Annotated in this window: 7 protein-coding genes and 1 pseudogene; 7 read left to right on the forward strand and 1 reads right to left on the reverse strand. The window is 55.4% G+C overall.

Annotated features, from left to right (window positions below; translation table 11 throughout):
• Positions 1-88: 88 nt before the first annotated feature.
• The 4 genes from sucA (at position 89) to sucD (ending at position 6,258) form a co-directional block, all read left to right on the forward strand.
• The gene (sucA, locus tag L384_RS09140; protein ID WP_003858615.1) at positions 89-2,896 is read left to right on the forward strand and encodes a 2-oxoglutarate dehydrogenase E1 component; all 2,808 of its coding nucleotides are present in this window, start codon (positions 89-91) and stop codon (positions 2,894-2,896) included.
• 14 nt (positions 2,897-2,910) lie between these two features.
• Positions 2,911-4,137 (forward strand): 2-oxoglutarate dehydrogenase complex dihydrolipoyllysine-residue succinyltransferase, encoded by a 1,227-nt coding sequence (gene odhB / locus L384_RS09135; RefSeq protein WP_003858613.1) that lies wholly within the window; start codon positions 2,911-2,913, stop codon positions 4,135-4,137.
• Positions 4,138-4,222: 85 nt separating this feature from the next.
• On the forward strand, positions 4,223-5,389 hold the full coding sequence (sucC, locus tag L384_RS09130) for an ADP-forming succinate--CoA ligase subunit beta (protein ID WP_003858611.1): 1,167 nt from the start codon (positions 4,223-4,225) through the stop codon (positions 5,387-5,389).
• Positions 5,389-6,258, forward strand: a complete 870-nt coding sequence (gene sucD / locus L384_RS09125) for a succinate--CoA ligase subunit alpha (RefSeq protein WP_003858609.1) — start codon at positions 5,389-5,391, stop codon at positions 6,256-6,258. Before sucC ends, sucD begins: the two co-directional genes overlap by 1 nt.
• Positions 6,259-6,344: 86 nt before the next feature.
• On the opposite strand, the gene L384_RS09120 is transcribed toward sucD, so the two are convergent.
• Positions 6,345-7,061: a GntR family transcriptional regulator gene (locus L384_RS09120; RefSeq protein WP_003858607.1), complete on the reverse strand. Its 717-nt coding sequence runs from the start codon at positions 7,059-7,061 to the stop codon at positions 6,345-6,347.
• A gap of 171 nt (positions 7,062-7,232) precedes the next feature.
• Between L384_RS09120 and mngA the strand changes: the two are divergent.
• The 3 genes and pseudogenes from mngA to cydA all read left to right on the forward strand — a co-directional run bounded on the left by mngA (position 7,233) and on the right by cydA (position 14,057).
• Positions 7,233-9,149 (forward strand): annotated as a pseudogene (gene mngA, locus L384_RS09115) (PTS 2-O-a-mannosyl-D-glycerate transporter subunit IIABC).
• A gap of 23 nt (positions 9,150-9,172) precedes the next feature.
• Entirely contained in the window at positions 9,173-11,809 is a 2,637-nt protein-coding gene (mngB, locus tag L384_RS09110; RefSeq protein ID WP_023324331.1) for a mannosylglycerate hydrolase, read from the forward strand.
• A 679-nt stretch (positions 11,810-12,488) separates the two neighbouring features.
• On the forward strand, positions 12,489-14,057 hold the full coding sequence (gene cydA, locus L384_RS09105; protein WP_003858601.1) for a cytochrome ubiquinol oxidase subunit I: 1,569 nt from the start codon (positions 12,489-12,491) through the stop codon (positions 14,055-14,057).
• Positions 14,058-14,068: the final 11 nt, after the last annotated feature.

Consider the following 14,068-nt stretch of genomic DNA (forward strand, 5'->3'; position numbering starts at 1 on the left):
AGCTCGCAGGTGAACCCCGGCACGTACACGTGGTGTGCGTGGTAGTTTCTACGGCGAAAGTAAGCATAAAAATGCTTAAGGGATCACGATGCAGAACGGCGCAATGAAAGCCTGGCTGGACTCTTCTTACCTCTCTGGTTCAAACCAGAGCTGGATAGAACAGCTCTATGAAGACTTCTTAACCGATCCTGACTCAGTGGACGCAAACTGGCGTTCCATGTTCCAGCAGTTGCCTGGTACAGGGGTCAAACCGGATCAATTCCATTCAAAAACACGTGATTATTTCCGTCGTCTGGCGAAGGATGCCTCACGTTACTCTTCTGCGATTTCCGACCCTGACACCAATGCGAAGCAGGTAAAAGTCCTGCAACTTATCAACGCTTATCGCTTCCGTGGTCACCAGCATGCGAATCTCGATCCGCTGGGACTGTGGCAGCAGGAACGTGTAGCGGATCTCGATCCGGCTTATCACGATCTGACCGAGGCCGATTTCCAGGAAAGCTTTAACGTAGGTTCTTTTGCCATCGGCAAAGACACGATGAAGCTGGGCGATCTGATTGACGCGCTCAAGCAAACCTACTGCGGCTCCATCGGCGCGGAATATATGCACATTACCTCCACCGAAGAGAAACGCTGGATCCAGCAGCGTATCGAATCCGTGGCAGGCCACGCGAATTTCTCAGCAGAAGAGAAAAAACGTTTCCTCAGCGAACTGACCGCAGCGGAAGGCCTTGAGCGCTATCTGGGCGCGAAATTCCCTGGCGCAAAACGCTTCTCACTGGAGGGCGGCGATGCGTTAGTCCCGATGCTGAAAGAGCTGATTCGTCATGCCGGTAAGAGCGGTACGCGCGAAGTGGTGCTGGGCATGGCGCACCGTGGACGCCTGAACGTGCTGGTTAACGTGCTGGGTAAAAAGCCGCAGGATCTGTTCGATGAATTTGCGGGTAAACATAAAGAGCACCTCGGCACCGGTGACGTGAAGTACCACATGGGCTTCTCGTCGGATATCGAAACCGAGGGCGGTCAGGTTCACCTGGCGCTGGCATTTAACCCGTCGCACCTGGAAATCGTTAGCCCGGTGGTTATCGGTTCCGTGCGTGCGCGTCTGGATCGTCTGGACGAGCCGAGCAGCAATAAAGTGCTGCCAATCACCATTCACGGTGATGCGGCGGTCACAGGGCAGGGCGTGGTTCAGGAAACCCTGAACATGTCGAAAGCGCGTGGTTATGAAGTGGGCGGTACCGTTCGCATCGTAATCAACAACCAGGTGGGCTTCACCACCTCTAACCCGCTGGATGCGCGTTCCACCCCGTACTGCACCGACATCGGTAAAATGGTTCAGGCGCCAATTTTCCACGTTAACGCGGATGATCCTGAAGCCGTTGCTTTCGTTACCCGTCTGGCGCTGGACTTCCGTAACACCTTCAAGCGCGACGTGTTCATTGACCTCTTCTGCTACCGCCGTCACGGCCACAACGAAGCGGATGAGCCAAGTGCAACCCAGCCGCTGATGTACCAGAAAATCAAAAAACATCCGACGCCGCGTAAAATCTATGCTGACAAGCTGGAAAGCGAAAAAGTGGCGACGCTGGAAGATGCGACCGAAATGGTCAATCTTTATCGCGACGCGCTGGACGCGGGTGAATGCGTGGTCAAAGAGCTGCGTCCAATGAACATGCACTCCTTTACCTGGTCGCCGTACCTCAACCACGAGTGGGACGAGAGCTATCCGAACAAGGTTGAGATGAAGCGTTTGCAGGAGCTGGCTAAACGCATCAGCACCGTGCCGGAAGCGATCGAGATGCAGTCCCGCGTGGCCAAGATCTATGGCGATCGCCAGGCAATGGCGGCGGGTGAGAAGCTGTTCGACTGGGGCGGCGCGGAAACGCTGGCCTATGCGACGCTGGTTGACGAAGGTATTCCGGTTCGTCTGTCCGGTGAAGATGCGGGTCGTGGCACCTTCTTCCACCGTCACGCGGTTGTACACAACCAGTCTAACGGTTCAACGTATACTCCGCTTCAGCACGTGCATAACGGTCAGGGCCAGTTCAAGGTCTGGGACTCCGTGCTGTCAGAAGAAGCGGTTCTGGCCTTCGAATACGGCTATGCCACCGCAGAACCCCGCACCCTGACTATCTGGGAAGCGCAGTTCGGTGACTTCGCCAACGGTGCGCAGGTGGTTATCGACCAGTTCATCTCCTCCGGTGAGCAGAAGTGGGGCCGTATGTGCGGTCTGGTGATGCTGCTGCCGCACGGCTATGAAGGACAAGGGCCGGAGCACTCCTCCGCGCGTCTGGAGCGTTATCTGCAACTCTGCGCCGAGCAGAACATGCAGGTTTGCGTGCCGTCCACTCCGGCTCAGGTTTACCACATGCTGCGTCGTCAGGCGCTGCGCGGTATGCGCCGTCCGCTGGTAGTCATGTCGCCAAAATCCCTGCTGCGCCATCCACTGGCGGTCTCCAGCCTGGAAGAGCTGGCAAACGGCACCTTCCTGCCGGCCATCGGTGAAATTGACGAGCTGGATCCGCAGGCCGTTAAGCGTGTCGTAATGTGTTCTGGTAAGGTTTATTACGACCTGCTGGAACAGCGCCGTAAGAACGATCAGAAAGATGTCGCCATCGTGCGTATCGAACAGCTTTATCCGTTCCCGCATCAGGCGATGCAGGAAGTGCTGAAACAGTACGCTCACGTTCATGATTTTGTCTGGTGCCAGGAAGAGCCGCTCAACCAGGGCGCATGGTATTGCAGCCAGCATCATTTCCGTGAAGTGATTCCATTTGGGTCTGCCCTGCGTTATGCAGGTCGCCCGGCCTCCGCCTCTCCGGCGGTAGGGTATATGTCCGTTCACCAGAAGCAGCAACAAGATCTGGTCAATGACGCGCTGAACGTCGATTAATTAAAGGATACATAATGAGTAGCGTAGATATTCTTGTTCCCGACCTGCCTGAGTCCGTAGCAGATGCAACCGTCGCCACCTGGCACAAAAAACCAGGCGACGCGGTAACCCGTGACGAAGTGCTGGTAGAAATCGAAACTGACAAAGTGGTACTGGAAGTACCGGCTTCAGCGGATGGCATTCTGGATGCAGTCCTGGAAGATGAAGGTACGACCGTCACTTCTCGCCAGATCCTGGGTCGCCTGCGTGAAGGTAACAGCGCGGGCAAAGAGTCCAGCGCCAAATCTGAAGAAAAAGCGTCAACCCCGGCCCAGCGCCAGCAGGCGTCTCTGTCCGATCAGACCAACGACGCGCTCAGCCCGGCGATCCGTCGCCTGCTGGCTGAGCACAGCCTCGATCCGGCAGCCATCAAAGGCACCGGCGTGGGTGGCCGTCTGACGCGCGAAGACATCGACAAGCATCTGGCAAAAGCGCCTTCTGAGGCGAAAGCGGAAGCGAAAGCCCCTGCGGCAGCACCAGCGGCACAGCCCGCTCTGGGCGCACGTAGCGAAAAACGCGTGCCAATGACCCGCCTGCGTAAGCGCGTGGCCGAGCGTCTGCTGGAAGCGAAAAATTCCACCGCGATGCTGACTACCTTCAACGAAGTCAACATGAAACCAATCATGGACCTGCGCAAGCAGTACGGTGACGCGTTTGAAAAACGTCACGGTATCCGTCTGGGCTTCATGTCCTTCTACGTGAAAGCGGTAGTTGAAGCGCTGAAACGCTACCCGGAAGTGAACGCGTCTATCGATGGCGATGACGTGGTTTACCACAACTACTTCGATGTCAGCATGGCGGTTTCTACTCCACGCGGCCTGGTGACCCCGGTTCTGCGTGACGTAGATACCCTGGGTATGGCTGACATTGAGAAGAAAATCAAAGAGCTGGCCGTGAAAGGCCGCGACGGCAAGCTGACCGTTGAGGACCTGACCGGCGGTAACTTCACCATTACCAACGGCGGTGTGTTCGGCTCGCTGATGTCTACCCCGATCATCAACCCGCCGCAGAGCGCGATCCTGGGTATGCACGCCATTAAAGATCGTCCAATGGCGGTAGACGGTAAAGTGGAGATCCTGCCGATGATGTACCTGGCGCTCTCTTACGATCACCGCCTGATCGACGGCCGCGAGTCCGTAGGCTTCCTGGTTGCCATTAAAGAGCTGCTGGAAGATCCAACGCGTCTGCTGCTGGACGTCTAGTTTTTGCAATCTTGCCCGGCGGCGCGTTGCTTGCCGGGCTTACAAAAGCACTACCTAACGATTACCTGAAGGATGGATAGAACACATGAACTTACATGAATATCAGGCCAAACAGCTGTTTGCCCGGTATGGCTTACCGGCTCCGGTGGGTTATGCCTGTACTACCCCGCGTGAAGCAGAAGAAGCCGCGTCTAAAATCGGTGCCGGCCCGTGGGTAGTTAAATGTCAGGTTCACGCTGGTGGCCGTGGTAAAGCGGGCGGTGTGAAGGTTGTTAAGAGCAAAGAAGAGATCCGTGCGTTTGCTGAACATTGGCTCGGCAAGCGTCTGGTAACCTACCAGACAGATGCGAACGGCCAGCCGGTTAACCAGATCCTGGTTGAAGCGGCGACCGACATCGCGAAAGAACTGTACCTCGGCGCAGTCGTAGACCGTAGCTCCCGTCGCGTGGTGTTCATGGCGTCTACCGAAGGCGGTGTGGAAATCGAAAAAGTGGCGGAAGAGACCCCGCACCTGATCCACAAAGTGGCTATCGATCCGCTGGCGGGCCCAATGCCTTACCAGGGTCGTGAGCTGGCGTTCAAACTAGGTCTGGAAGGCAAGCTGGTTCAGCAGTTCACCAAGATCTTCATGGGTCTGGCGACCATCTTCCTGGAGCGCGATCTGGCGCTGATCGAGATCAACCCGCTGGTGATCACCACCCAGGGCGACCTGATCTGCCTCGACGGCAAGCTGGGCGCTGACGGCAACGCGCTGTTCCGCCAGTCCGATCTGCGCGAAATGCGCGACCAGTCTCAGGAAGATCCGCGTGAAGCGCAGGCTGCACAGTGGGAACTGAACTACGTGGCGCTGGATGGCAACATCGGCTGCATGGTTAACGGTGCGGGCCTGGCAATGGGCACCATGGACATCGTTAAGCTGCACGGCGGTGAGCCAGCGAACTTCCTCGACGTGGGCGGTGGCGCAACCAAAGAGCGCGTAACCGAAGCGTTCAAAATCATTCTCTCTGACAGCAACGTGAAAGCGGTTCTGGTGAACATCTTCGGCGGTATCGTACGTTGCGACCTGATCGCCGACGGTATCATCGGCGCGGTAGAAGAAGTGGGCGTTAACGTTCCGGTTGTTGTACGTCTGGAAGGGAACAACGCTGAACTCGGCGCGAAAAAACTGGCTGACAGCGGCCTGAATATTATTGCAGCGAAAAGTCTGACGGATGCAGCTCAGCAGGTTGTTGCCGCAGTGGAGGGGAAATAATGTCCGTTTTAATTAATAAAGATACCAAGGTTATCTGCCAGGGCTTCACCGGTAGCCAGGGGACTTTCCACTCCGAACAGGCGATTGCCTACGGCACGCAGATGGTTGGCGGCGTAACGCCAGGTAAAGGCGGCACCACCCACCTGGGCCTGCCGGTGTTCAACACCGTGCGTGAAGCCGTAGAAGCGACGGGCGCAACCGCGACCGTGATCTACGTTCCGGCGCCGTTCTGCAAAGACTCCATTCTGGAAGCGATCGACGCAGGCATTAAGCTGATCATCACCATCACCGAAGGTATCCCGACGCTGGATATGCTGACCGTGAAGGTGAAGCTGGACGAAGCAGGCGTGCGCATGATCGGCCCGAACTGCCCAGGCGTTATCACCCCGGGCGAATGCAAAATCGGCATCATGCCGGGCCACATTCATCGCCCAGGCAAAGTGGGCATTGTGTCCCGTTCCGGTACCCTGACCTATGAAGCGGTTAAGCAGACCACCGACTACGGTTTCGGCCAGTCCACCTGCGTGGGCATCGGCGGTGACCCGATCCCGGGCTCTAACTTCATCGACATCCTGAAGCTGTTCCAGGAAGATCCACAGACCGAAGCGATCGTGATGATCGGTGAGATCGGTGGTAGCGCGGAAGAAGAAGCGGCTGCTTACATCAAAGATCATGTGACCAAGCCGGTGGTGGGTTACATCGCGGGTGTGACCGCGCCGAAAGGCAAACGTATGGGTCACGCGGGCGCGATTATCGCAGGCGGTAAAGGTACGGCTGATGAGAAATTCGCAGCACTGGAAGCCGCAGGCGTGAAAACCGTTCGCAGCCTGGCGGATATCGGTGAAGCACTGAAATCCATCATTAAGTAAGTCCTCTCTGCTCCCCGTATGGGGCGCGTTGAAGTATAAAAAAATGTCCGTTTCGACATGGTTGGCCGCTGTAAAGCGGCCTTTTTTTATTGTCTGCGTTTAGCCACCAGAGTGAATTTATAGTCGTCGGAGTTAAACACGTTGCGACTGTACTCAAATACCCGGCCGTCTTTCAGAAAGCCGCGGGAGACTTTTTCCAGAATCGGTTTTGCCGGATCGAGCGCCAGGGCGGCAATCGCCTCGTCCGATGGCATGACTGGCACCAGCTCCTGCTCGCTGCGATCGATAACCATCTTTTTGATCTGCTCAATGTAATGGTATTTCGACTGTTCCATCACTTCCCAGGTGAGGTCGGGGAACATCGCCAGCGGCATCCATGTCTCTTCCAGATTCACCGGCTTTTCCCTGATGAAGCGTACGCGCTTGACGTGCCAGACCTTATCATCCGGATTGAGCGCCAGTTTTGTCGCGAGCCGCTCATCGGCTTTCACCACTTCGAAGACGCTGACGTCGCTGTGCGTATCGACGTTGCGATCCGCTAACTTTTCGTAAAAGCCGGTGAGCTGATAAATATCGTAATTCACCCGCTCCTCTTTTACATACGAGCCGCTGCCCTGAATACTTTCGATGATCTGCTCGTCGGCGAGCAGCTTCAACGCCTGCCGCACGGTGACACGGCTGACGCTAAACGCCTCCTGAAGGCTGGATTCTGTCGGCAGCGCATCGCCAGGTTTTAACTCACCGGCATTAATTTTCTCGCGGAACGCATCGGCGATCTGCCGGTACATCGGTTTATTGCCCATTGGGTCACGCCTATTTAATACCTTTTCAGGGAATTATGCCTTCAGTGTCGGATTTGTAAATAATACAAATAAGATACAAATTTTGATGTTAGTGAAAATGATCACATAAATGTCTTATTGGCTCTGCCACAATCCTCCCCAGACAAAAACTTTGGATAGGTGAGGATCTTTATGAACCTGACGACTCTGACCGACCCCCGTGCTGTCTGCGTGTAGGCGCAGTTTACCAGCCGTGATGAGGCAATCCGCCAGCTTGCGACGCGGCTGGTGGCGTTGGGCAAAATAGCCGACGCCGATACGTTTCTGGCAGAGGTTTTCCATCGCGAATCGCTTGGCCCGACGGCGCTGGGCGAGGGACTGGCCGTACCCCATGGTAAATCAGCGGCAGTAAAGGAAGCGGCTTTTGCCGTGGCCACACTGCGCGAGCCGCTGGCCTGGGAAGGCGTGGACGGACCGGAGGAGGTCGAGCTGATTTTTCTGCTCGCCATTCCTCCCGCACAAGCGGGGTCAACGCATATTCAGGTCCTGACGGAACTGACGTCTCGCCTGGCGGATGACGATCTCAGGGCGCGCGTGATGACGGCGACCAGCGCGGAAGCGGTGCTTGCAGCGCTGGAAACGGCGCCTGAGGCGCAAGAAACCGCCGTCGCAGAGAATGCCCCGACGATCGTCTGCGTTACCGCCTGTCCGGCCGGGATCGCCCATACCTACATGGCAGCGGAATATCTCGAAAAAGCGGGACGTAAGCTCGGCGTCAATGTAGTGGTCGAAAAGCAGGGGGCAAACGGTATTGAGGGGCGCATCACCGCGCAGCAGTTGCAGGAGGCAAAAGCGTGTATCTTCGCGGCGGAAGTGGCGATTAAAGAGCGCGAGCGTTTTCAGGGGATCCCTGCCATTTCCGTGCCCGTCGCGGAACCCTTGCGCCATGCGGAAGCGCTCATTGAGCGTGCGCTGGCGCTACAGCCTGTATCCGATGCGCGTCCTGCGCACGTCGACACGGACGCGAAAAAGTGCGTTAAAACCGAACTCAAGCAGGCGCTGCTCAGCGGTATCTCCTTTGCGGTGCCGCTGATTGTCGCTGGCGGCACGGTGCTGGCCGTGTCGGTACTGCTGGCGCAAATCCTGGGCTTGCAGCATCTGTTCGATCAGGAAAATTCGTGGCTGTGGATGTACCGCAAACTGGGCGGCGGGATGCTCGGTATTCTGATGGTGCCTGTTCTGGCGGCCTACACCGCTTACTCGCTGGCGGATAAACCTGCGCTAACGCCAGGCTTTGCGGCGGGTCTTGCCGCCAATATGATCGGCTCCGGCTTTCTGGGGGCCATCGTCGGCGGGCTGATTGCGGGCTACCTGATGCGCTGGGTGAAAAACCACATCCGGCTGAGTAGCCGCTACAACGGCTTTCTGACCTTTTATCTTTATCCGGTGATTGGCGTGCTGGGCGCAGGCAGCCTGATGCTGTTTGTGATCGGCGAACCGGTGGCCTGGATCAATAACGCCCTCACCGCCTGGCTTAACGGTCTGTCCGGCGCGAACGCGCTGCTGCTGGGGGCGATCCTGGGCTTTATGTGCTCGTTCGATCTGGGCGGTCCGGTCAACAAAGCCTCTTACGCGTTCTGTCTGGGGGCGATGGCCAATGGCGTATACGGGCCTTATGCGATTTTTGCCTCCGTCAAAATGGTATCGGCCTTTACCGTGACGGCATCAACGATGCTGGCTCCGAACCTGTTCAAACAGTTCGAAATTGAAACCGGCAAGTCCACCTGGCTGCTGGGGCTGGCGGGCATCACCGAAGGAGCAATTCCGATGGCTATCGAGGATCCGTTGCGGGTCATCGGCTCATTTGTTCTGGGGTCAATGGCGACCGGAGCGATTGTCGGGGCGATGGGGATTGGGCTATCCACCCCGGGCGCGGGCATTTTCTCTCTCTTCTTACTGCATGATGCCGGGCTGGGTGGCGTGATGGCCGCTGCCGGCTGGTTTGGCGCCGCGCTGATTGGCGCCGCAATCTCTACGCTCATTTTACTCCTCTGGCGACGCCAGGCCGTGAAGAGCGGCACCTACGTGACTGAAGACATAACATCCTAAACACGCACTGACAGGAAACGAAGATGAAAGCTGTATCTCGCGTTCATATCACGCCACATATGCACTGGGACCGGGAGTGGTACTTCACCACCGAAGCGTCACGTATTCTTCTGGTCAATAATATGGAAGAGATCCTTACCCGTCTTGAGCAGGACGCAGAGTATAAATACTACGTTCTCGACGGCCAGACGGCGGTGCTGGAAGATTATTTTGCCGTGAAACCGGAAAACAGGCCACGCGTGAAGGCGCTGGTGGCGGCCGGGAAGCTGATTATCGGGCCGTGGTATACCCAGACGGACACCACCCTTGTCTCCGGCGAGTCGATTGTCCGAAATCTGATGTACGGCATTCGCGACTGTCTGGCCTTTGGCGAGCCGATGAAAATTGGCTATCTGCCGGACTCCTTCGGCATGTCTTCCCAGCTGCCACACATTTACAACGGTTTTGGCATCACGCGCACCATGTTCTGGCGCGGGTGTTCCGAGCGGCATGGTACCGATAAAACCGAATTTCTCTGGCAAAGTCAGGACGGCAGTGAAGTGACGGCACAGGTGCTACCGCTGGGCTACGCGATTGGTAAGTACTTACCGGAGGATGAGGCCGGGCTGCGCAAACGGCTCGACACGTACTTCGAGGTGCTGGAAAAAGCCTCCGTGACGAAAGAAATTTTGCTGCCTAACGGCCATGATCAGATGCCGCTCCAGCAGAACATCTTTGCGGTGATGGATAAGCTGCGCGAAATCTATCCGCAGCGTCAGTTTGTGATGAGCCGCTTCGAGGAGGTGTTTGACCACATTGACGAGCACCGCGATGAACTGGCGACGCTGAAAGGAGAGTTTATTGACGGTAAATATATGCGGGTGCACCGGACAATAGGCTCCACGCGAATGGACATCAAAATCGCCCACGCCCGGATAGAGCATAAAATCGTCAATGTCCTTGAGCCGCTGGCCACGCTTGCCTGGACGCTGGGCTTTGAGTATCACCACGGCTTGCTGGAAAAAATGTGGAAAGAGATCCTCAAGAATCACGCCCATGACAGTATCGGCTGCTGCTGTAGTGACAAAGTGCATCGTGAGGTGATGTCACGCTTCGAGCTGGCGGAAGACATGGCCGATAACCTGACATGCTTCTATATGCGCAAGATTGTCGACAACATGCCGCAGTGCGAGGAAGACAAACTGGTGATGTTTAACCTCACGCCCTGGCCGCGTGAGGAAGTGATTAACACTACGATACGTCTGCGCGCCAGCCAGTTCCGCCTGCTGGACGATAGGGGGAATGAAATCCCTTACTGCCTGCGCAGCGCGCGTGAAATCGACCCCGGCTTAATAGACCGGCAGATTGTGCATTACGGCAACTACGATCCCTTTATGGAGTTTGATATCCAGCTCAACCAGATCCTGCCATCAATGGGTTACCGCACGCTCTATATCGAGCCGCACGTGGCTGGCAAGCTGCTGGCGCCAGAAACAACGTCGGAGGCATTACTGGAAAATGCTTTCTGGGAAATAACGTTAAACGACGACGGCACCCTGCGTCTGTTCGATAAAGCGTCCGGGCTTATCTATGACCGCGCGCTGGAAATAGAAGAGAGCTCGGATGATGGCGATGAGTACGACTACTCGCCTTCACGGGAAGAGTGGAGACTCACTTCCGCTCAGGGCGAGCATGAGGTTGAGGTGAGCCACGAGGCCTGGCAGAGCAGGGCGGTGATCCGCCACCGCATGGCGGTGCCGGCGGATCTCGCTGAACGTTCTGCGCGTCAGCAGACGGGAACGCTTGAGGCAGAACTCACGGTCACGCTCAGCCATAACAGCCGACGTATCGACATTGAGGCGCGTCTCGGAAATCACGCGGATGACCACCGTGTTCGGGTGTTGATCCCGACGCCCTTCACCGCAGACACGGTGTTAGCTGATACCCAGTTCGGTTCGCTGACGCGACCTGTACAGGATGAAGCGATGGCGAACTGGCAGGAGGAGGGCTGGAAGGAAGCGCCGCTGCCGGTGTGGAATCTGCTTAACTACGCGGTGCTCCAGGAACGGCGTAACGGGATGGCGCTGTTTACCGAAGGGTTACGCGAATTTGAAGTGACTGGCGAGCGTCAAAAAACGTTTGCCCTGACGTTGCTTCGCGGCGTGGGGGTACTTGGGAAGGAAGATTTACTGCTGCGCCCCGGCAGACCGTCCGGGATCAAAATGCCGGTGCCTGATTCGCAGATGCGGGGCCAGTTAACCTGTCGCTTTAGCCTGTTCAGTTTTAATGGTACGCCCGTCAGTGCTGGTGTTGCGCAGCAGGCGAAGTCGTGGTTAACGCCAGTGCACTGTTATAACAAAATTCCGTGGGATGCGATGAAGCTTAACCGCGCCTCTTTCACCACCCCCTGTAGCTATAGCCTGCTAACGCTGGCGCCTAACGGATGCGTACTCAGTGCGCTGAAAAAAGCGGAGGATCGTGACGAGATGATTCTTCGTCTGTACAACCCTTCGGAGACCCGCTCCTGTGACGTGGCTTTGTCTGTGAACCGTGAGGTCCAGGCCTGTTGCGAAACGGACATGAATGAGGTGAACAAGGCGCAAGGGGAAGAGGGCTCAGCCATTACGGGGTCTTTCCGGCCAGGCCAGTCACGTACCTTCAGCATAAAAATTGAAAGGTAATCCTCAAAATAAAATAAAGGCCGCATTCCTGCGGCCTTTATTTCATCAAATAGTCACGAAAGGGTGTTAATTTTAAGATTATTAAAAGTGAATAAAATGTAATCGTTTCGGCAGGTAGCAAAGCGAAAGAAAAATACTGTGAAGCAGATAACATTATATGTTTATCTTCCGGCAAAATGCGTTTTTTCACGCGCGTTAATAAAAATCACAACTGTTTATATTATCCTCTGGCTTTTATAACCATCAACGCCTTTAAATGTACATATCATTAACAAGGTTTTTACTATCCGCACCACAAAGAAACATCATTAACAGCTCTGGCCGTTTTTGATTTAAATCAATGTTTAATCCTTGGAAAAAGGCTCCAAAAGGCGTTAAATTGTTCCCGATCAAAATGGCCGAAAAGTGGTAATTTTGCTATAAATTGATCGCCGTCGAAAAACGTAAATCTGTTCGAATAAAAACCTGTTTATTGTAAGGGTTTTGCAGCGTATTATATTTACGGGATCAATTTGGTTTTTTCTTAACGTATTTGTAACCTTTCATCATTGCTTTTTCCTCATGTAGAGAATAAGCAACGAAGAAGGGAAGCAGATAACTTTGTATTGGGGCATGCGTGTGGATCCTTATCTAACGGGGTTCACTCTCGGAGTCTTCATGCGATGAGCAAGGAGTCATAATGTTAGACGTAGTCGAACTGTCGCGCTTACAGTTTGCCTTGACCGCGATGTACCACTTCCTGTTTGTGCCGCTGACGCTCGGTATGGCGTTCCTGCTGGCCATCATGGAAACGGTTTACGTCCTCTCCGGCAAACAGATTTATAAAGATATGACCAAGTTCTGGGGCAAGTTGTTTGGTATCAACTTTGCGCTGGGCGTGGCAACCGGTCTGACCATGGAGTTCCAGTTCGGGACAAACTGGTCTTACTATTCCCACTATGTGGGGGATATTTTCGGTGCGCCGCTGGCCATTGAAGGTCTGATGGCCTTCTTCCTCGAATCCACCTTTGTAGGTCTGTTCTTCTTCGGTTGGGACCGTCTGGGTAAAGTCCAGCATATGGCGGTAACCTGGCTGGTGGCATTAGGCTCCAACTTGTCCGCACTGTGGATCCTGGTGGCGAACGGCTGGATGCAAAACCCAATCGCATCTGATTTCAACTTCGAAACCATGCGTATGGAGATGGTCAGCTTCGCTGAGCTGGTCCTGAACCCGGTTGCCCAGGTTAAATTCGTTCACACCGTGGCGTCTGGCTATGTGTGCGGCGCGATGTTCGTGCTGGGCATCAGCTCCTACTATATGCTGCGCGGCCGTGACTTCGCGTTCGCCAAGCGTTCTTTTGCTATTGCAGCAAGCTTCGGTATGGCCGCGATTCTGTCCGTTATTGTTCTGGGTGATGAATCCGGTTACGAAATGGGCGACGTGCAGAAAACCAAGCTCGCCGCAATTGAAGCTGAATGGGAAACCCAGCCGGCACCGGCAGCGTTTACCCTGTTCGGCGTGCCTGACCAGGAAGCGCAGGAAAACCGCTTCGCCATTCAAATTCCTTACGCTCTGGGTATTATCGCCACGCGCTCCGTCGACAAACAGGTTACTGGCCTGAAAGATCTGATGGTGCAGCATGAAGAGCGTATCCGTAACGGGATGAAAGCTTACTCGCTGCTGGAACAGCTGCGCGCCGGCTCTACCGACCAGGCCGTTCGCGATCAATTTAACGACGTGAAGAAAGACCTCGGTTACGGTCTGCTGCTGAAACGCTATACCCCGAACGTCTCTGACGCGACGGAAGCGCAGATTCAGATGGCAACCAAAGACTCTATTCCACGCGTTGCGCCGCTGTACTTCGCGTTCCGCATCATGGTGGGTTGCGGCATTATCATGCTGCTGATTATCGCGGCCTCGTTCTGGTCAGTCATTCGTAACCGTATCGGTGAGAAAAAATGGCTGCTGCGCACCGCGCTTTACGGTATCCCACTGCCATGGATTGCTATCGAGTCCGGCTGGTTTGTTGCGGAATATGGCCGTCAGCCGTGGGCGATCGGTGAGGTGCTGCCAACAGCGGTAGCGAACTCCTCCCTGACCGCAGGCGACCTGATCTTCTCCATGCTGCTCATTTGCGGTCTGTACACCCTGTTCCTGGTGGCTGAACTGTTCCTGATGTTCAAGTTCGCGCGCCTTGGCCCAAGCAGCCTGAAAACCGGTCGCTATCACTACGAGCAGTCTGTTGCGACTACTCAGCCGGCACGCTAAGACAGGAGTCA

It is taken from the genome of Enterobacter sp. MGH 38 (genome assembly GCF_000492855.1).
Taxonomy (GTDB): Bacteria; Pseudomonadota; Gammaproteobacteria; order Enterobacterales; family Enterobacteriaceae; genus Enterobacter; species Enterobacter hormaechei_C.